Annotated in this window: 17 protein-coding genes; 7 read left to right on the top strand and 10 right to left on the bottom strand. The window is 63.6% G+C overall.

Translation table 11 applies throughout. The features are described from left to right. Positions 1-34 precede the first annotated feature (34 nt). The 5 genes from CGS25_RS12985 (at position 35) to CGS25_RS12965 (ending at position 5,301) form a co-directional block, all read left to right on the top strand. Complete coding sequence (locus tag CGS25_RS12985) at positions 35-430, top strand: four helix bundle protein (RefSeq protein ID WP_089034088.1); 396 nt, start codon at positions 35-37, stop codon at positions 428-430. 10 nt (positions 431-440) lie between these two features. Beyond that, complete coding sequence (gene ahcY / locus CGS25_RS12980) at positions 441-1,829, top strand: adenosylhomocysteinase (protein ID WP_101675745.1); 1,389 nt, start codon at positions 441-443, stop codon at positions 1,827-1,829. Positions 1,830-1,994: 165 nt separating this feature from the next. Beyond that, positions 1,995-2,762 carry a methylenetetrahydrofolate reductase gene (locus CGS25_RS12975; RefSeq protein WP_232802402.1) on the top strand — a complete coding sequence of 256 codons (768 nt, stop codon included), beginning with the start codon at positions 1,995-1,997 and terminating at the stop codon, positions 2,760-2,762. A gap of 283 nt (positions 2,763-3,045) precedes the next feature. Further along, entirely contained in the window at positions 3,046-3,987 is a 942-nt protein-coding gene (locus tag CGS25_RS12970; RefSeq protein WP_101675743.1) for a DegV family protein, read from the top strand. Positions 3,988-4,404: 417 nt separating this feature from the next. Beyond that, a complete protein-coding gene (locus tag CGS25_RS12965) occupies positions 4,405-5,301 on the top strand; it encodes an alpha/beta hydrolase (RefSeq protein WP_101675742.1) in 897 nt (298 codons plus the stop codon). A gap of 390 nt (positions 5,302-5,691) precedes the next feature. Here the strand turns inward: CGS25_RS12965 and CGS25_RS12960 are convergent, their stop codons facing one another. The 3 genes from CGS25_RS12960 to CGS25_RS12950 form a co-directional block, all read right to left on the bottom strand. Further along, positions 5,692-6,756: a helix-turn-helix domain-containing protein gene (locus CGS25_RS12960; RefSeq protein ID WP_101675741.1), complete on the bottom strand. Its 1,065-nt coding sequence runs from the start codon at positions 6,754-6,756 to the stop codon at positions 5,692-5,694. Between the two features lie 193 nt (positions 6,757-6,949). Then, positions 6,950-7,759 carry a 2,5-didehydrogluconate reductase DkgB gene (gene dkgB / locus CGS25_RS12955; RefSeq protein WP_101675740.1) on the bottom strand — a complete coding sequence of 270 codons (810 nt, stop codon included), beginning with the start codon at positions 7,757-7,759 and terminating at the stop codon, positions 6,950-6,952. A gap of 99 nt (positions 7,760-7,858) precedes the next feature. After that, positions 7,859-8,743, bottom strand: a complete 885-nt coding sequence (locus tag CGS25_RS12950) for a LysR family transcriptional regulator (RefSeq protein WP_101675739.1) — start codon at positions 8,741-8,743, stop codon at positions 7,859-7,861. Between the two features lie 296 nt (positions 8,744-9,039). Between CGS25_RS12950 and CGS25_RS12945 the strand changes: the two genes are divergently transcribed. Then, on the top strand, positions 9,040-10,149 hold the full coding sequence (locus CGS25_RS12945; protein ID WP_101675738.1) for an S-(hydroxymethyl)glutathione dehydrogenase/class III alcohol dehydrogenase: 1,110 nt from the start codon (positions 9,040-9,042) through the stop codon (positions 10,147-10,149). 128 nt (positions 10,150-10,277) lie between these two features. Continuing rightward, the gene (gene fghA, locus CGS25_RS12940) at positions 10,278-11,135 is read left to right on the top strand and encodes an S-formylglutathione hydrolase (protein WP_101675737.1); all 858 of its coding nucleotides are present in this window, start codon (positions 10,278-10,280) and stop codon (positions 11,133-11,135) included. A 371-nt stretch (positions 11,136-11,506) separates the two neighbouring features. On the opposite strand, the gene CGS25_RS12935 is transcribed toward fghA, so the two are convergent. The 7 genes from CGS25_RS12935 to CGS25_RS12905 form a co-directional block, all read right to left on the bottom strand. Further along, complete coding sequence (locus CGS25_RS12935) at positions 11,507-12,850, bottom strand: amidohydrolase (RefSeq protein WP_101675736.1); 1,344 nt, start codon at positions 12,848-12,850, stop codon at positions 11,507-11,509. Positions 12,851-12,953: 103 nt separating this feature from the next. Next, positions 12,954-14,237, bottom strand: coding sequence for an MATE family efflux transporter (locus tag CGS25_RS12930; RefSeq protein ID WP_101675768.1), 1,284 nt, complete (start codon positions 14,235-14,237; stop codon positions 12,954-12,956). A 118-nt stretch (positions 14,238-14,355) separates the two neighbouring features. Further along, positions 14,356-14,655: a YrhK family protein gene (locus CGS25_RS12925; protein ID WP_101675735.1), complete on the bottom strand. Its 300-nt coding sequence runs from the start codon at positions 14,653-14,655 to the stop codon at positions 14,356-14,358. 66 nt (positions 14,656-14,721) lie between these two features. After that, positions 14,722-15,801, bottom strand: a complete 1,080-nt coding sequence (locus CGS25_RS12920) for a hypothetical protein (protein WP_101675734.1) — start codon at positions 15,799-15,801, stop codon at positions 14,722-14,724. A gap of 113 nt (positions 15,802-15,914) precedes the next feature. Continuing rightward, entirely contained in the window at positions 15,915-16,688 is a 774-nt protein-coding gene (locus CGS25_RS12915) for a hypothetical protein (protein WP_101675733.1), read from the bottom strand. 27 nt (positions 16,689-16,715) lie between these two features. Further along, the gene (locus tag CGS25_RS12910; protein ID WP_089034073.1) at positions 16,716-17,828 is read right to left on the bottom strand and encodes an AI-2E family transporter; all 1,113 of its coding nucleotides are present in this window, start codon (positions 17,826-17,828) and stop codon (positions 16,716-16,718) included. A 39-nt stretch (positions 17,829-17,867) separates the two neighbouring features. Continuing rightward, entirely contained in the window at positions 17,868-18,848 is a 981-nt protein-coding gene (locus tag CGS25_RS12905; RefSeq protein WP_101675732.1) for a calcium/sodium antiporter, read from the bottom strand. Between the last annotated feature and the right edge of the window lie 73 nt (positions 18,849-18,921).

Raw genomic sequence — 18,921 nt, 5'->3', positions numbered from 1 at the left:
TGACGCTGGACGCCTGACGCTTAAGGAGGAGCAGATGGCCAGGAAGCATGAGAAGTTGAGGGTGTGGCAGTCCGCTATGGATTTGGTGGTTGCCACTTATGAAGAAACAAACGCGTTCCCGAAGTTCGAGCTATATGGACTCGCTCAACAAATGCGCAGGGCTGCGGTGAGCGTTCCCTCCAACATTGCAGAGGGGTACGGCCGCAATAGCGACGCCGAGTTTCTGCGCTTTCTCCACATTGCTCGAGGCTCGCTATTCGAGCTGGAAACGCAAATTCAGATTGCAGCTCGCCTGAGTTACGTACGTCCTGAGGCGCTGCTCTGCCTAAATGAACGTGTCTTTGCCCAACTGGCAGCACTGCTCCACCGCGTGCAGGCCGAGACACCCCGAAAAGCGTCTGGCGTCAAGCGTCCGGCGTCAAGCGAATGAGGAATTGCCCATGAACGCCAACGCAAAGCCCACCACCGACTACAAAGTCGCCGACATTTCCCTGGCCAAATACGGTCGCGCGGAGATTGATATCGCGGAAACCGAGATGCCGGCGCTGATGACGATTCGTGAGAAGTATCGCGCGGAGCAGCCTTTGAAGGGGGCGAAGATCATTGGCTGTATTCACATGACCATTCAGACCGCGGTGCTGATCGAGACGCTGGTGGCGCTGGGCGCGGAAGTGCGCTGGTCGAGCTGCAACATTTTCTCCACCCAGGATCACGCGGCGGCGGCGATTGCCGCGGCGGGCGTGCCGGTGTTCGCCTGGAAGGGCGAAACCGAGGAAGAATATATGTGGTGCATCGAGCAGACCTGCCGCGATGGCAACGGCGAGCTGTGGGGCGCCAACATGATTCTGGATGACGGCGGCGATCTCACCGGCTACATCCATGACACCTACCCGGACATGCTGAACAACATCCACGGCATCACCGAAGAGACCACCACCGGCGTGCATCGTCTTTACGACATGCTCAAGAAAGGCACCCTGAAAGTGCCAGCGGTGAACGTCAACGATTCGGTGACCAAGAGCAAGAACGACAACAAATACGGTTGCCGCCATTCGCTCAACGACGCCATCAAACGCGGCACCGACCACTTGCTCTCCGGCAAGAAAGCGCTGGTGATCGGCTACGGTGACGTGGGCAAGGGCTCCGCCCAGTCGTTGCGTCAGGAAGGCATGATCGTGAAGGTCACCGAGATCGATCCGATCTGCGCCATGCAGGCCTGCATGGACGGCTACGAGGTGGTGAGCGCCTACAACGATGGCGTCAACGACGGCAGCGAAGGCTCCATCAACAAAGCGCTGCTGGGCCACACCGACCTGCTGGTGACCACCACCGGCAACTTCAACGTGTGCGACGCCAACATGCTCAAGGCGCTGAAGAAAGGCGCGGTGGTGTGCAACATCGGCCACTTCGACAACGAAGTGGATACCGCCTTCATGCGCAAGACCTGGGAATGGGAAGAAGTGAAACCCCAGGTGCATAAAGTGTGGCGCAACAAGAAAGACGGTGACTTTTTGCTGCTGCTTTCCGAGGGCCGCCTGGTCAACCTGGGCAACGCCACCGGCCACCCGAGCCGCATCATGGACGGCTCGTTCGCCAACCAGGTGCTGGCGCAGATGTACCTGTTCGACCAGGGCTATGCCAACCGCGCTGACGCGGTCAAGGAAAAAATGCTGCAGGTGGAAGTGCTGCCCAAGCACCTGGACGAAGAAGTCGCCCGCTACATGGTGCAAGGCTTCGGCGGTGTAATCACCAAACTCACCGACAAGCAGGCCGGCTACATCGGCGTCGACGTCGCCGGGCCTTATAAGCCGGAGCATTATAAATACTGAGGCGCCGGACGCTGGACGCTGGACGCTGGACGCTTTTCGCTCGCTTCGCGAGCAGCGTCAGGCGTCAGGCGTCAGGCGTCGAGCGCCTCGCGAAGCGAGGCACCAATGAAACGAATCAGCTTTGAGTTTTTTCCGCCCAAGACCGAGCAAGGGCAGGAGAAGTTGCTGGCGACGCAGAAGAAACTTCTGGTGAAGAAGCCGGCTTTTTTTTCTTGCACGTTCGGTGCGGGCGGATCGACGCGGGATAACACTCGCAGCATGGTGGATTTGCTGCGCGAACAGTTCGCGGATACCGCGCCGCATCTGAGTTGCCTGGGCCAGAGCCGTGAGGAAATCATGGAGCTGGTGAACGGCTACAAGGACAAGGGCGTGAAGCGCATTGTCGCGCTGCGCGGCGATCTGCCTTCGGGCATGGGCTACGCGCAAAGCGATCTGAAGTACGCCGATGAGCTGGTGGCGCTGATTCGCGAGGAAACCGGCGACCATTTTCACCTGGAAGTGGCCGCCTACCCCGAGAATCACCCGCAGTCGCGCAGCTTCGACGACGACATCGCACACTTCCAGCGCAAGATCGACGCCGGCGCGGACAGCGGCCTGACCCAGTATTTCTACAACGCCGACGCCTACGGTTACTACATGGACGAATTGCGCCGACGCGGCTGCGACGCGCCGGTGTACCCGGGCATCATGCCGATTCTCAATGTGGCCAACCTGTTCCGCTTCTCCGACAACTGTGGCGCCGACATCCCTCGCTGGCTGCGCGGCCGCCTTACTGACCTGCAAGACGACGAGGCCACGGTGAAAGCGTTTGGCGAAGAGGTGGTCACGCGCTTATGCGAACGGCTCTTGGCGATGGGCGCTCCGGGGCTGCATTTTTACACCATGAATCAGGCCGCGCCGGTCATTCGGGTTCTGGATAACCTGGGTTTATAAGCGGATTCCCTGGCAACACGGGCGCGCGCCCGGAACAGGCGAACGGAAACGCCCCGGCGGATCTTTCGCGGGCGCGTGCTACCCCGGCTCCCTCCGTGCGTCGCGCCACTCTCTTTCCCCTTTCTTCGCAGTGTTGCAGCTCACACTTTTTACGCTAGACTGCCAGGAAGGGTTCCCGATTTCTTCGTAGACACGTCCTTGGCCCGATTGGGCCGCCGCGTGCTGCAATGCCATTCATCGAACGGCAAGGAACGGGCCCATCACCCGCGGGGGGAAAATAATTATGAGAATCGGCCTGGTGGTAGATTCCGGCTGTGATCTGCCGAAATCCTTTATTGATCAACACAACATTCTGGTGCTTCCGGTTTCCATCCGATTCGGCGATCAGGTGATCGTCGATCAGCGCGATCCGCAGCGCACCCGGCAGTTTTATGCCGGCGACGCGGTCAAGGAAGCCCACGATTCCGAATCCATCCCGTTCACCGTGGAGCAGATCAAGGCGCTGTTTCTGGAGCGGGTGGTGGTGGATTTCGATTACGCGCTGGTGCAGACGGTGCCCAAGAGCCGCAGCCCGATTTTCAGCAACGCCACCGATGCGTCCCACGCGATTCTGCGCGAGTACAAGCCGATCCGTAAGGCCGCCGGCGTGGAAGGCCCGTTCGCCCTGCGCGTCACCGACAGCCAGACCCTGTTCGCCGGCCAGGGGGCACTGGCGGCGGAAACCATTCGTCTGATCAACAGCGGCATGAAGATCACCGAGATCCGGCAGAGCGTCGAGGTGCTGGCGTCCCAGGCCACCGGCTACGCGGTGGTGCCGGACATTTACTACCTGCACAAACGGGCCAAAAAGCGCGGCGACAAAAGCGTCAGCTGGGCGGGCGCGATCATGGGCAATGCCTTGGATATCAAACCGATTCTGTGCGCGCGCGGCGATGAGACCTTTCCGGTGGCCAAGGTGCGTGGCTACGACGCCGGCGTGGAAGCCATGTTCCGCCACGCCACCCTGAGCATTGAGAAGGGCCTGATGGCCCCGGTGGTGTGCATCAGTTACGCCGGCGACGAAAGTCGCATCACGCAGATGCCCGGTTACGACAAACTGGCCGCCGCCGCCCGCGCTCACCAGGTGGAGGTGCTGATCAGCAGCATGGGCCTGACCGGCGCGGTCAACATCGGCCCCGGCGCGTTGAGCATCGGCATGATCCTGGACCGTCCGGATTTTGAATAGGTGGGGACAGATACCTTCTCACGGTCCTGGCTCTCGCAAGACACCATGGAATCTCCCACCGCGGCGTTGTCGATAGCCCGGCGCGCTTTCACGCAGCACGCCTGCACGCCAAACACATGCGCTGACCACCCCGACCTCGTAAGGTTCGGGGCAACGGCTCTGTGCCATTCGGCCGAAAGACGTCGCTGGCATGGCGGGGTGCCGCCCAGCCTCTCCTACGCGGCGTTGTAGCAGGGTTGAGTGTTTATCTGCAGGAGCAACGGCCAGCCACCCAACCCCGGCGCCACCCGCGCTGTTCCCTGTTCCCTTCAACCTGTTCGCCGCTCCCTGATCGCCGTTCCCTGATCACCGCTCACCCGGCTTTGATGCGATCCAGGCTATAAGGTAGGGTCGCGATTCCGCCTGAAGGAGCCCCGGATGCGTTTTATCCTGTTATTGCTGTGCGCTGCCCTGCTCAGCGGCTGCGTGCGTCACCTCGGCGCGCCCACGGAGCCCGCGCCGGCGTTGCCGGATTACGCCCTTGGCGGCGTGGAGCATCGAATTTATACGCCGCCGGACTGGCCCCAGGAGCTGCAAGCCGATGTCTATCTGCCACGCGCCCAGGGGCCAAGGCCAGCGGTGCTAGTGGTACACGGTGGCGGCTGGGAGCGGCGCTCGCCGCAGGACATGGAAGGCATTGCCCGGGCTCTCGCGGAGCACGGCTTCGTGGCGGTCAACATCGGTTACCGGTTCGCGCCGGAGTACACCTTCCCGGCGCAATTGCAGGACCTGCAAATGGCGATGCGCTGGTTGCACGTGCACGCCGCCGAATTCGGCATTGATCGCGGCCGGGTGGGCGCGTGGGGGTATTCCTCCGGGGCGCATCTGGTGGCGCTGCTGGCCACCGTGGCCAGCGACGGCGGCAGCCCGTTGAACCAGCCTTACGGCGGGCCGGTCACTCTTCCCCGGGCGGTGGTGGCCGGGGGCACGCCCACCGATTTGCGCAAATTTCAGGGCGGCAAGCTGGTGCCGCAATTTCTCGGTGGCAGCCAGGCGGAGCGCCCGGATGTGTACGCCAGCGCCTCGCCGATTACCCATGTCACCGCCGCTACGCCGCCGTTCTTCCTCTATCACGGCACCCTGGATCATGTGGTGCCGGTGGACCACGCGGAGGATTTCCGCGCCGCGCTGCAAGCCAATGGCGTGCGAAATGAATTGTTCCTGCTAAGAGGCCGTGGCCATATCGCCACGTTCCTGCTGGGCGGCAGCGCCGAACGGGCCGCGATGGAATTTCTTGCCCGGGAGCTGGCGCTGCCGGAGGCGGGTACGCGGTAAGAACCGGTTAACGGGGCGGCGGGAGAAGGGTATAGGCAGGCACCCGTTCACCGGGAGTCCCCAGCCGCCGGCGCAACCCCCTTTCGCGCCAACGACTTACCGGATGGGGACCCCGATGCGGGTGGTTACCACCGCCGGCGAACAGCACGCCCCCCACTCGTATCGGGCACTCGCTTGATGGCACAGCCGGCGGCTTGCGGTAACGCTTTCACTTCACTGACTTTGCTTACGTCGCTTATGTCACTTACATCACTTACATCACTTACATCACTCACAACGCACAAGATTGATGGCATGCCGCCATCAGGAAAGATTGTGCATATCCATCGTAAAGCACTCTTGCCGTGGCGTCCCCGGTTTTGTTGCCGATTCGTCCCACCGGATGTGCGCTCACAGCCGCCGCAGCCAGTCGCGGAATTGGGGCGTTGCGTCGGCGGCGCGCTCCCGGGCGGCCTGCTGGCGCCATTGGTCGCGGGCCCGTTGGTGGGCGTCGCTGGGGGTGATGCCGAATTGCTGCCGGAACAGACGGGAAAAGTGGCTCTGGCTGTCGAACCCCCACTGCATGGCCACGTCGATGATGCGTGGGCGCGGGCCGTCCGGCCGGGTCAGCGCTTCGAAACAACGCCGCAGGCGCTGCTCGCGGATATAGGCGGCAATCCCGCCCAGGGGCTCGAATAACCGGTACAGGCGGCTGCGCGAACAGGCGAAGCGGCGGCACAGGGCCGCCGGAGAAAGCCCTTCATCGTCCAGGTGATGGTGAATGTAGTCGCGCACCGCTTGCAGGGTCGCCATTTCCATGGCGTCGGCCAGCTCATCGCGGCGCCCGGGGGCGCCGCCGAAAGCACCGGCCAGCGTGCCCAGCAGGGTGGCGTTGATGGCGGGCACTTCGTCCATGGTCACCGAGGGCAGGCTGCGCCACACGGTGCGCAGGTGGCTGCTCAGAATGGTCGCCAGCGGCGAGCCGGCCTTGAGCACCGTGCCCGGGCGCAGCCGCGTCGGGTCCAGCAGCGGCGTCAGGGCGTCCCGTGGCACTACCAGCGAGAGCACCTCGGAGGCCGGCGCCCGCGTTTCCAGGGCCCGCCCCAGATCCAGCAGGCTGATGTCGCCGGGGCCGACGCGCAACGCACTGGCACCGTTGTAACCCGCGTAGCCCCCTTTCAGATAAAGCTGCACCAGCAGGTGGTCGCCACCGTCCGGGTCCAGCCGCGCCGCGTGATTGGCGGCGCGATGAAAACTCAGCGGCGAAAAGCCGCTGATGCAGAAAAACAACGCCTGCAGGTTGAAGCTCTCCACATGGGCCTGGAAGCCGGCGGGCGCTGGTTGCGCGTCGAGGCGTGATTCAAACAGGGGCATGACGCTTTCGCGCCAGACATCGAAGCGTTCGTGGGCCGCGAACACCTCGGCACGGAACACCTCGTGGGGCACCCGGCAACGGGCCGGAACGTCAACACTCATAAAGCCTCCGTGAAAGGCCGGACGCCAGCGGCGTCAGTCGATTATTGGTGCGGCAGGGTTGAGGAAGGAAAGCCAACGGAACGACGGCCCTGCCACTTTTTTCATGTGACCAATATCACGGAATGGCGGTCAGGAACAAGCGGGCGGCTTGGCGCCGCCCGCGGGGGAGGGATCGGAAAACGTCAGTAAAAAGTCAGTCCCAGCGCGGCGAGAAATCCGGGTCGGCGATGCGTTCGCCCCGGTCCAGGCTCTCGATGGCACGCACGTCGTCGTCGCTCAGGGTCAGATCCAGCGCTTGCAGATTGGCTTTCAGATGTGCCTCTTTGGTTGAGGAGGGAATCACCACCGCCTCCTGTTGATGCAGCCATGCCAACACCACCTGGGCGGGGCTGGCGTCGTGACGGGCGGCGATCTCCTTCAAGGTGGCGTCTTCCATTACCTTACCCACCGCCAACGGCATATAGGCGGTGACCGTCATCCCCTGCTTACGGATCGCCTCGACCACCTTACGGTTGGTGAGGAACGGGTGGACTTCCACCTGATTGGTGATCAACTGATCGCCGCCAGGCAGAGCGCGCGCCTGCTCCAACTGCGCCACGGTGAAGTTGGAAACGCCGACGTGCTTCGCCAGGCCCTGCTGTTTGGCTTCCACCAGCGCGCCGATGTATTCCTCCATGGGCACTTCGTCGTTGGGGCTGGGCCAGTGAATCAGGGCCAGATCCACATAATCGGAACGCAGGCGGTTGACGCTTTGCTGCAGGCTTTCCAGCAGATCATCGTGGCGCAGCCGGTCATGCCAGATTTTGGTGGTCAGGAAAATCTCTTCGCGGGGTAACCCGTGCGCGTCCACCGCCGCCCCGACGGTCTCTTCGTTTTCATACATCTGGGCGGTATCGATGTGCCGGTAACCCAGGTCCAACGCCTTGTGGATGCTGCCCATCAGCGGCTCGCCCTTAAGCCGGAAGGTACCCAGCCCGAGCGGTGGAATGATCCCTGTGCTCATGATCTCTCCTTGTCGGTGTGCTCGAATACCCTGTTACCTGATGCCAGCCGGGCGGGCTTTCAAGGCCGGGCGTTTCGGGCCCATTGCCGCGCCACCGGCTCAGCCCGGGCCGCGCCGCTGCATGCCGGCCACCAGGAAATCCACGAACTGCCGCACTTTCGGCGACAAATGGCGGTGACGGGGGTAAACCACCCACACCGCCGTGTGGGTGCAGGCGTATTGGTCGAGCACCGCCACCAGCTCACCGCTGGCCAGGTGCGTTTCCACGTAATAGTCGGGCAATTGGGCCAGCCCCAGACCCTTGCGCACCGCGTCCAGCAGCGCCAGCCCGGAGTTGGCGCGCCAGCGCCCCTGAACCCGCCAGGTTCGATGCTGGCCCTGCACATCAAAACTCCAGTGATCCATGGAGCCGAGCAGGCAGTTGTGGCTGGCCAGCTCACCCAGGGTGTGCGGGTGCGGGTGCTGCTCGAAATAAGCCGCCGAGCCGACCAGATACTCGCGCCGTGGGCACAGCTTGCGGGCGATCAGCGACGAATCCGGCAAGGCGCCGGTGCGAATCGCCACATCAAAGCCTTCGTCAACGATGTCCACCCGCCGATTGGTGAACTCCATGCGCACCGAGAGCTGCGGGTGCAGGGCCAGAAAATCGTTCACCAGCGGGGCGATGAATTGCTCGCCGAAGGTGGTGGCGCAGGTCAGTTTCAGCACGCCGGTGGGCTGCTGCTGATAGTCGCCGATGGCGTTGCGTGCCTCTTGAAAGCCATCGAACAGCTGGGAGCAGTATTCGAAATAAACGGCGCCGGCGTCGGTGAGCCGCAGCCGCCGGGTGGTGCGGTAGAGAAGCTGGGTGCCCAGCTGGGTTTCCAGCCGCGCCACCAGCCGGCTCACATGGGAACCGGACACGCCCAGATCGCGGGCCGCCCCGGCAAAGGATTGGTGCCGCACCACCTCAACAAAAGCTTCTATACGGTCCCAGTGCTGCATTGTTGTTCCTGAGCAATAATCTATTGTGGGATGATGCCTTAAGGGGGCGGCGTGGCACCAGTACACTGGCGGTAGAAAGGGCTCGGCGCTGGGCGCTGGGCGCCAGACGCCAGACGCCAGACGCCGGACGCCGGACGCTAAACCCGGTGCTGAGATGGTTGGCGTGTTTTCTGCTGCGCCTGGCAGCAAACACACCGCACCTTCCAGAGTCAGGGTTAAGCGTCTGGCGTCCGGCGTCCGGCGTCCGGCGTCCAGCGTCTAGCGTCCGGCGCCCTATTTTCCCCAAGGAGCAACGCATGAAATCAAGAGCCGCCGTGGCCTGGGAGGCCGGCAAACCCCTGAGCATCGAAGAAGTGGACGTGGCCGGCCCCAAGGCCGGGGAAGTGCTGGTGCAGATCGTTGCCACCGGCGTTTGTCACACCGACGCCTACACGTTGTCGGGCAAGGACCCGGAAGGCCTGTTTCCGTCGATCTTCGGCCATGAGGGCGCCGGCATCGTGCAGGAGGTGGGCGAAGGGGTGACCAGCGTCAAACCCGGCGACCATGTGATTCCGCTGTACACCGCCGAATGCCGCCAGTGCAAGTTCTGCCTGTCCGGCAAAACCAACCTGTGCTCCGCGGTGCGCGCCACCCAGGGCAAGGGCCTGATGCCCGATGGCACCCGCCGCTTCTCGCTGAACGGCCAGGACATCAACCACTACATGGGCACCAGCACCTTCTCGGAATTCACCGTGGTGCCCGAGGTGTCGCTGGCCAAGGTCAGCAAGGAAGCGCCGCTGGATAAGATCTGCCTGCTCGGCTGTGGCGTCACCACCGGCATCGGCGCGGTGCTGAACACGGCGAAAGTGGAGCCCGGCTCCACGGTGGCGGTGTTCGGCCTGGGTGGCATCGGCCTGTCGGTGATTCAGGGCGCGGTGATGGCCAAGGCGGAACGCATCATCGCCATCGACGTCAACGACAGCAAAGAAGCCCTGGCCCGGCAGTTCGGCGCCACCGACTTTATCAACCCGAAGAAATACAACGACGCGATCCAGGACGTGATCGTCGAACTCACCGACGGCGGCGTGGATTATTCGTTCGAGTGCATCGGCAATGTGAACGTGATGCGCTCGGCGCTGGAGTGCTGCCATAAGGGTTGGGGCGAGTCGATCATCATCGGCGTCGCCGGTGCCGGCGAAGAAATTTCCACCCGCCCGTTTCAACTGGTCACCGGCCGGGTCTGGAAAGGCTCCGCCTTCGGCGGCGTCAAGGGCCGCACCGAGCTGCCCGGCTACGTGGAGCGCTACATGAACGGCCACATCAAAATCGACGAATTCGTCACCCACACCATGGGTCTGGACGAGATCAATACCGCCTTCGATCTGTTGCATGAAGGTAAGAGTATTCGTTCGGTGATTCTTTATTGAACAAGTTGAAAGTTGAAGGTTAAACGTTAAAAGGCGCGGGCTCGGCCGTGCTACCGGTAAAGCCTGGACCGCGTTTAACTTTTAACTTTTAACTTTTAACACTTTGAACAGACCAAAGGACCCGCCCCATGTCCGCCTCCCACGACCTGGAACTCCTGTCCGCCACCAAATCCTTCGGCGGCTGGTTGAAACGCTATAAACACCGCAGTGACAGCCTGCATTGCGAGATGGTGTTCGCGATTTATCTGCCGCCGGCGGCGGAAGAGAAGCCGGTGCCGTTGCTGTGGTGGTTGTCGGGGCTGACCTGCACCGATGAAAACTTCATGCAGAAAGCTGGCGCGCATCGGGTGGCCGCGGAGCTGGGCATCGCCATCGTTTGCCCGGACACCAGCCCACGCGGCACCGACCTGCCCGGCGAGCACGACAGCTACGACTTCGGCTCCGGCGCCGGCTTCTACCTCAATGCCACACAGGCACCCTGGAGCCAGCATTACCGGATGTACGATTACGTCACCACCGAATTGCCGGCGCTGGTGCAGGCGCATTTTCCGCTTAACGGTCGCGAGGCGATCAGCGGTCATTCCATGGGCGGTCATGGCGCGCTGATTTGCGCGCTGAAAAACCCACGGCGCTACACCTCGGTGTCGGCGTTCGCGCCGATTGCCCACCCCAGCCAGTGCCCCTGGGGGGAAAAGGCGTTCAGCGGTTACCTGGGCGAAGACCGGGAAAGCTGGAAGGAGTGGGATGCCTGTGAGCTGATCCGCGCTCAGGGCGGCAGCCAGGCGCTAATGGTGGACCAGGGCGAGGCGGACAATTTTTACCAGGACGGCCAGCTCCAACCGGAGGCGCTGCAACAGGTCTGCGAACAGACCGGCGTGCCATTGACCCTGCGGCTGCACCCCGGCTACGACCATTCCTATTTCTTTATCGCCAGCTTTATCGAGGATCACCTGCGCTACCACGCGCATCATTTGGGGCAGCGGTAGGCTTGCTCAATGCGAGGCGGAACTCAAAGCTCCGCCCTGCGGGCGGTTCGCGGTCAAGGACCGCTCCCACGCGGCGTTGTAGCAAAGCGGGGAACGAGATCTGAATTAAAGGGAACAGCCCGGTTCGCGCCAGGTTTGGATTTTCCTGTGGGAGCGGTCCTTGACCGCGAATCGGCTTTGTCAGACCGGCCTCGCCTTTGAGGCTCGGTTCGCGGCCACGGACTGCTCCCACAGCGGCGTTGTGGATATTCGCAGGCGACGAAACACACCAAATCAACACCGTCGCTGGCGCGGCCTGCTACAACGCCGCCTGTTCCCTTCATCCTGTTCCTTGTTCCCCTTCCGCTCGCGCGCCGGCGCGCTCTACTCTTTTACTGCTTCAAAAACGTCATCAGCAAGGCGCTGTTGGCTTTGATGGCGGTGGTGATGGCCAGGCCCGGGTCGACGATCTCGAATTTGGGGTTGTGGTTGATCGGCGGCAATTCGCCGGTGGCCATGTACTTTTTCACCACGTCCGCCGGGCCGCCGCCCACTTCCACGAACAGGGTCTTGGCGTTTTCGACCCCGGACACCAGCAGCGGAAAGTCCTCGGAGCCCATGACCGGCGGGAAGCCGGGCATCAGCTTGTCCTTGCCGAGGGCGGCGATCAGCGCCGGCTGCGCCTGTTCAACCAGGGCCTCATCGTTGTAGACCGGTTCGGCGTGGCCTTTCATGGTGTATTCCGGCATGCGGTCCTCGGGCACGCCGGCGGCCTGGGCGATGCCGTTGGTTTCCCGTTTGATCGCTTTGAGCATCTGTTCGCGCACCGGCTCCTGGTACCAGCGCAGATTGAGGCGCAGAGCCCCGTTGTCGGGGATCACGTTGTTGGCCTCGCCAATGGCGACCGCGCCGACCGTCAGCACCGCAGGTTGTTGCGGGTCGATGTTGCGGCTGACGATGGTCTGGTAGGCCATGATCGAACGGGCGCCGAGCACTACTGGATCAATACCATTTTGCGGCGCGGAACCGTGGCTGCCGATGCCATGCAGGGTCACATCCATGGCGTCGCTGCCGGCCATGCGGCGCCCGGCGCGCACCGCCACCGTGCCGGAGGGCCACACCGGGAACACGTGGGCGGCGATCAGCATGTCCGGCTCGGGAACCTGATCGTAGAGGCCATCATCGACCATCGCCTGGGCCCCTTCGATCAGCTCCTCGGCGGGCTGGGCCACCAGAACCAGGGTGCCGGACCAGGCGTCCCGGGTCTGTTTCATGACATCGGCGATGCCCAACAGCCAGCTCACATGGGAGTCATGACCACAGGCATGGGCCACGTAGGTTTTGCTGCCGTCGGGCAGGGTCACCTGGGTGTGGCTGGCGTAATCCAGGTCGGTGTCTTCCTTGAGCGGCAGCGCGTCCATGTCGCTGCGGAACATCACCGTCGGGCCATCGCCGTTTTTCAATACCGCGGCGATGCCGGTGCCGCCAATGCCGGTGTGCACCTGGTAGCCCAGTTTCTTCAAGTGTTTCGCGATCATCTTCGAGGTTTCGGTTTCCTGAAACCCCAGCTCCGGATGGGCGTGCAACTGCTTGAAGACTTTCAGCAGCGCCGGGCGCTGGGCCTCGGCGAGCGTGGCGATGCGTTCGTTGATGTCGGTGGCGGCGGCCTGCGCGAGAGTGGCGGACACCAGTAGAGCACCGGCCAGCGGTGCGCGAAGCGTGGACAATAAAGACATGGTCTCTCCCTGAGTTGTTTTTTTGCTGGCCTTTGCCGAAGCCGGTGGCTTCGAAAAACGCCATGACCAACAAGATAGCGCCGCTGGTCGGCTCAGGCCACGCTCAGTCAGGTGCGATTTGCGCCATTCGTGCGCGCAGCGCAAGCCGGTACCCCCGCCAGGCCATGGCGCCAGCGAACAGGTTACCGATGGCGGCGCCCGCCGCCAGGCCGGTGAACCCCGCCAGTTGCGACCCCAGCCACAAAAACGGCAAATAGCAGGCGAACAGGCGCAGGAACGAGATCGCCATGGCGCGCATCGGCCAGCCCAGCGCGTTGCTGGCCGACACCACCAGCATGCACACCCCGAGCAGGCCATAGCTGGGCGGCAGAAAATGGATCAGCGTGGCCAGGTGATCGCGCACCTGCGGGCTTTCCACCAGCAGTGACGCCAGCGGCCGTGCCAGCACCGTGAGCACCAGCCCGATCAGTACCTGCCAGATCAGGATCATGCGCGCGGCGGTGCGCATCAATTGCTCCACCTGCGGCCAGTCGCCGGCGCCGTAACAGCGCCCCAACCACGGCGGCAGCGCCATGGTCATGCCCAGCACCAGCACGATGGAAAAGCCTTCCAGGCGGCTGGTCAGCCCCCAGGCGGCCACCGCCGATTCGCCCATGCCGGCCACCAGGCCGGTGGCGAGCATGGCGGCCAGTGGCGGCATCAGTTGGCTGATCATGGCCGGGCCGGCGATGCGCGCAAACGGTCCGGCGGACATCCGCGCTTCCTGCATCACGTCCTGGCGCTCCAGCCAGCCGCGCCCACGCAGCGCCCAGGCCAGCACCAGGCCGCCGCAGGAGAACGCCGCCAGGGTGGCCCAGGCGGCACCGGGCAACCCCAGCGCCGGCACCGGCCCCAGGCCAAAGATCAGGATCGGGTCCAGCACCAGGTTGATCAGGCTGGTGAGCAGCATCATGGTGCCAGGAAAGCGGGTGTTGCCATGGGCGCGGAACAGGCTGTAACCGAAATACACCATGGCGCCGACCCAGCCGGCGCACACCTGCACCGCCCAGAACGGCCGGATCACCGCGCGAATCTCGGGGCTGGCGCCGAGCAGGGCGAAAGCGCTGTCCTGCAGCAGCCAGAGCAGCATCAACAGCAGCGCCATAACGGCCCCGCCGCCGGCCAGCACCAGCACACCCAGGCGCCCGGCGCGGTGCCCCTGGCCGGCGCCGATGGCGCGGGAGATCAACGCGGCGATGGCGATCCCCATGCCCACCTGAATGCCGATGGTGAGGAACACCAGGGGAAAGCTGAACGACTGCGCCGCCAGCGGCTCGGTGCCAAGACGGGCCACGAACACACTGTCCACCAGGTTAAAGCCCAGCAGCGAGGTGACGCCCACCGTCATTGGCCAGGTCTGGCGCCAGATGTCCCGGCCCAGGGCGGGGGAAGACTGTTTCAACGCGGCTCTCTTTGGTTGCGGCCCTGGTCAGGCCCTTTGGTTGGCTACGGCCTCGGGTTAAGGCTCAAGGCTCGGGATGCTCCTGCACGTCGCCGGGTACCCGCCCCTTGGCACGTTCGTAGGTGACGATGGCGTTGCCAAGACTGCCGATCAACATGCCCAGCGACCCGATAATGAACAGCCAGGTGCCGGGCAGCATCCAGGATTTCCACAGGAAAAACACGCTGCCAATCACGAAGGTGGTGTTGCCAATCAGCCCGGTGGTGACGTGGAACCACTGGTACTGATGAACCAGCGCGCGGGTCAGCGCCCACCCGGAATGGGCCCGCTGCGAACGGCTGCGCAGGGGTTCAGCGTCGGCCATACACTCTCCTGGAAGAATCTCGGTGGGCCAGCCTACCAGCGCCGCTACAATGCCGCTACAGGGCCGCTACAGGGCCGCCACACGCTGCGCGAACCGGCCGCTGTGCACCAATTCCAGGAACTCATCGCCGAGGCGCCGGCTCTCGCCGATGGCCTGACGCCAATAGCGCTCCCGGCCGGCGTCGTCGTTCTGGTAGTACTTGAAATCGGTGCGGTCCGGCAATTTGCCGCGCGGCAGGCTGGCCAGATAGTCCGCCGACGGCGCCAACAGCACGGTGCGCGAAAGGCGCCCGGCGTTGCCGTTGCGCCAACGCAGCGGTTTGTCGAACCAGCCCGGGATCACCCGGTCGGTGAAGTGCGGGTACAGCACCAGATCGTCGGTCTGATAGGGCAGGTCGAGATGATAATCGAGCAGGCCGCCGTCGCGGTACACGCCCGGCGGCGCGCCGGGCAGATCGCGCACCCCTTCCAACACCATGGGAATGGCGGCACTGGCCAGCAGGGCAGCGCGCAGGTTGGCGCGATCCAGGGGAATGTGATGGGTGGCGAAATCGTCGAGCGGTCCCAACGGCAGCGGCCCGTCACCGGCGTGCACCAGCCCGCGTTCCATAAAGGCGCCCAGCGCCCGGCGGCTGAGCAGATTGCCGCCGATCACCCCGGCCAGCCCGAGCCCCAGACCGAACCGGCCTTCACCGGCGATCAGCGCGCGGCTGCGAATCACCACCACCACCAGCCGGTAGTGCGGGTTATCCAGGATGGCGGCATCACGGTCTTCGAGCAGATCCGCCAGCATGCGCGCGCAGCGTTGCGTGACCTCGCGGGCGGTGATGCCCTTGGGAAACCGCTGGCGGCTGTAGAGGTCGGCGAGACGTTCCAGCCCGGCCACCGGGTCGCCTCCCGCCACGGCGGCAAAGCGCCAGCTGCCGATGGACGCACCGATCAGAGTGCGCGGCCGTGGCGCGGAGGGCAGGAACTCGCCAAACACCGCCTGATCCAGCCCGGCGATGCCAAGCGCCTTGGGGCCACCGGCGGCGCCGGGGATCACGCTGATGTCGCCGGCACGAAGGCCGTGCTCAAGAAGATGGCGGCGCGCGTCCGCGCCGGCACGCAACGTCAGCGCCGGACCGCGAGTATGAATGGCAGGCAATGGTTTTCCCCCGGTATGCACCGGAGCATGCTAACGCCGTGGCGGCGCAACGGAAAGACAGCGGGAGCAGCCATGCCCCCAAAACACTAAGCTCTTACTGAAAACTGAAAACCTCAAGGCTCATCCTGTTCATGGCAGTACAACACCAACTCCCCGTCCACATCGCCGGCGTTGGTGGGCAGATTGAGCGGGTCTTCAAAGGCGAGAATCACGTCGTAGGCCTTGCCGCCGCTGAGGGTACAGTCGACCCGATCCAGCACTTCCTCGGGGTCCTCTTCGCTGTCCGCCACCACCAGATTAAGCAGACCGCTGTTCATGGTCTGGTAATCCGTGGCCTCGCCCACACGCAGTTCGTCCGCGAACGGCGTCTGGTCGCTGTTGTACCGCAAGGCGATGCCAAAACGGTTGTACTGCACCGGATCGACGGTGTTGATCACCCGGAATCGCGCCGTGCCAGTGGGCACATCGCTGATATCCTGCTGGAACACCCCGAGCTTGACGCCGCCCACACTGGTGTCGCCGTAGGAGACCGCGGTGTAGGTGCTCTCGTTGGTGAACCGGGCCCGTTCCGTGAACAGGGTGGCGCCGGTCTGGCTTTCGCCACGCAGGCTCACGCTGTTGTTGTCTTCGTTGTCGTCGATGCGCACTTCCAATTCATCGGCGTCGTCGTCGCGGGAGTAGCCTTGATTCAGGGCGCTGTCGTCGTCGTCCGCTTCCACGTAGAAATCCACGGTCAGGGCGTTCTGATCGGCGGCGCCGTTGCTGGTGATCTGGTTGTAATAAAACACGGAGGCACGCGGTTTCAGCGAATCAAAGACGCCGTCTTCCCCGCCACAACCGCCCAGCAGGGTGGCGACACCCAGCATGGAAATGTATACGGTTTTCATGACCCTCTCCTGACTGTGCTTGTTATTTCAGTCGGCCTTTCGCGGTCGGCCCTGCCTTTGTTGACCGGCCTCGGGGGCTGCCGGTTCCGGGGACGCGGATTCCATGTTGAACTCTTCAATGAAAATCTGCCAGAACGCCACGAACAGCCCGGCCAGCAAAGGCCCCAGGGCAAAGCCGGTGATGCCGAACAGAGCCAGCCCGCCCAGGGTGGAGAACAGCACCAGATAATCGGGCAGTTTGGTGTCCCGGCCCACCAGAATCGGTCGCAGCAGGTTGTCCACCAGACCAATCACCAGCACGCCGAACAGAATCAGCACCGTGGCTTCGACGGTGTCGCCGACCGCGTACAGATACAACCCCACCGGCAGCCAGATCAGCCCGGCGCCCACCGCCGGAATCAGCGACAACAGCGCCATTACCACGCCCCACAGTAGCGCCGCGGGGATACCCAGAATCCAGAAGATCAAGCCACCCAGGGCACCCTGCACCGCCGCCACCACCAGGTTGCCTTTGATGGTGGCGCGGGTGACCTCGGCGAATTTATTGAACAGCAGACGCTCGCGGTCATCGCCCAGGGGCAGGGCGCGGATCAGCATATTGACCAGCTTGGGGCCGTCACGCAGCAGGAAGAAGGTGAGATAAAGCATCAAACCCAGGTCAATGAAAAACCGGAAGGTGTTCTGCCCCACATCCAACGCGCGCTTACCCAGATACTGACCGGCGCTTTTCAGCCCGGCCATGATTTGATCGCCGAGATTGGAGAAGTCCACGCCCAGCCGCTCCAGGCCGTGGTAAGCGGTGGGAAAGCCGGTGCGGAATTTTTCCAGGTAGTCGCCGGGGTTGAGCTGGCCCTCCTGAATTTTCTGATACACCGCCACGCCTTCGGTAATGAACGATGCGCTCACCGCCAGCACCGGGATCACCACCACCACGGTACAGATCAGCAACGAGGCAATCGCCACCAGGGTCGGCTTGCCCGGCCAGCGCGCCAGCAGGCGCAGATGCATGGGGTAGAAGATCAGCGCCACCGCCGCGGCCCAGAAGATCGGCGCGTAGAAAGGCTGCAGCAGCATCAGAAAGGCCAGCGTGACCACCACCAGCAGGACCAGAAAGGAGTTTTGCTCCAAAGGTGCGCGCATGCTCTCTCCTTAATTGGGCAACATCGCCGGGCGGTTCCGTTAACCGGCGGTGACCATGGTGGAAACCAGATAGCCGGTGTAACCCAGCCAGGCGATCACCAGAGCACCGCCCTCGACCCGATTGATGCGTCCTGTCCCGGCGCCCCGGAAACCGTAACCCACCACGAACAACGCCAGGGTGAGCGCGGCCATCACCGCCCAGTCCCGCCACAGCACCAGCGGTTCCGCCGTCACCGGATGAATCACGCCGGCGATGCCCACCACCGCCAGGGTATTGAACAGGTTCGAGCCTAGCACATTGCCCAGAGCCAGATCGTGCTGGTTCTTGCGCACCGCCACCAGGCTGGAGGCCAGCTCCGGCAGCGACGTGCCCACCGCCACCACGGTCAGGCCGATGATCAGATCACTGACACCCAGGTCCTGGGCGATACTGACCGCGCCCCACACCAGCAGCCGCGAACTGGCGATCAGCAGAACCAGCCCCAGCACCAGCCAGAACAGGGCGCGGCGCAACGGCAGGGCGTCGGCCTGGAGTTGCTGCTCCACCTCGCCGGTGAGGGTGTCGCTCTGGCCACGCATGCCCTGCCACACCGACCAGCCGATCAGCAGCGCGAACACCCCCAGCAAGACCAGCGCATCGTTGCGGCTGATCAGGCCGTCGTGCAGCTGCCAGGCGGCCAGCAGCGTGACCACGCTTAATACCGGCAGCTCCTTGCGCAGAATCGAGGAGTGCACCGCGATCGGGCTGATCAAGGCCACCACGCCAAGAATCAAGGCGATGTTGGTGATGTTGGAGCCGTAGGCGTTGCCCAATGCCAGCCCCGGGTTGCCGTCGCTGGCGGCCAGCGCCGAGACCACCATTTCCGGCGCCGAGGTGCCAAAGCCAATCACCAGCATGCCGATCAGCAACGGTGGCATGCCGGCGTAACGGGCGGTCGCCGAAGCACCGTCCACGAAGCGGTCGGCACTCCACACCAAAATAACCAGCCCGGCGATCACCGCCCCTATGGCAAGTCCCAAAACATACCTCCAAAACCAGTTCAAAGTGAAAAGTTAAAAGTGAAAAGCGCGGGCAGGGCCTTGGCCGCCGAGG

This window comes from Alloalcanivorax mobilis (genome assembly GCF_002864685.1).
Lineage (GTDB): Bacteria > Pseudomonadota > Gammaproteobacteria > Pseudomonadales > Alcanivoracaceae > Alloalcanivorax > Alloalcanivorax mobilis.
This window is presented reverse-complemented; position numbering and strand designations above follow the sequence as displayed.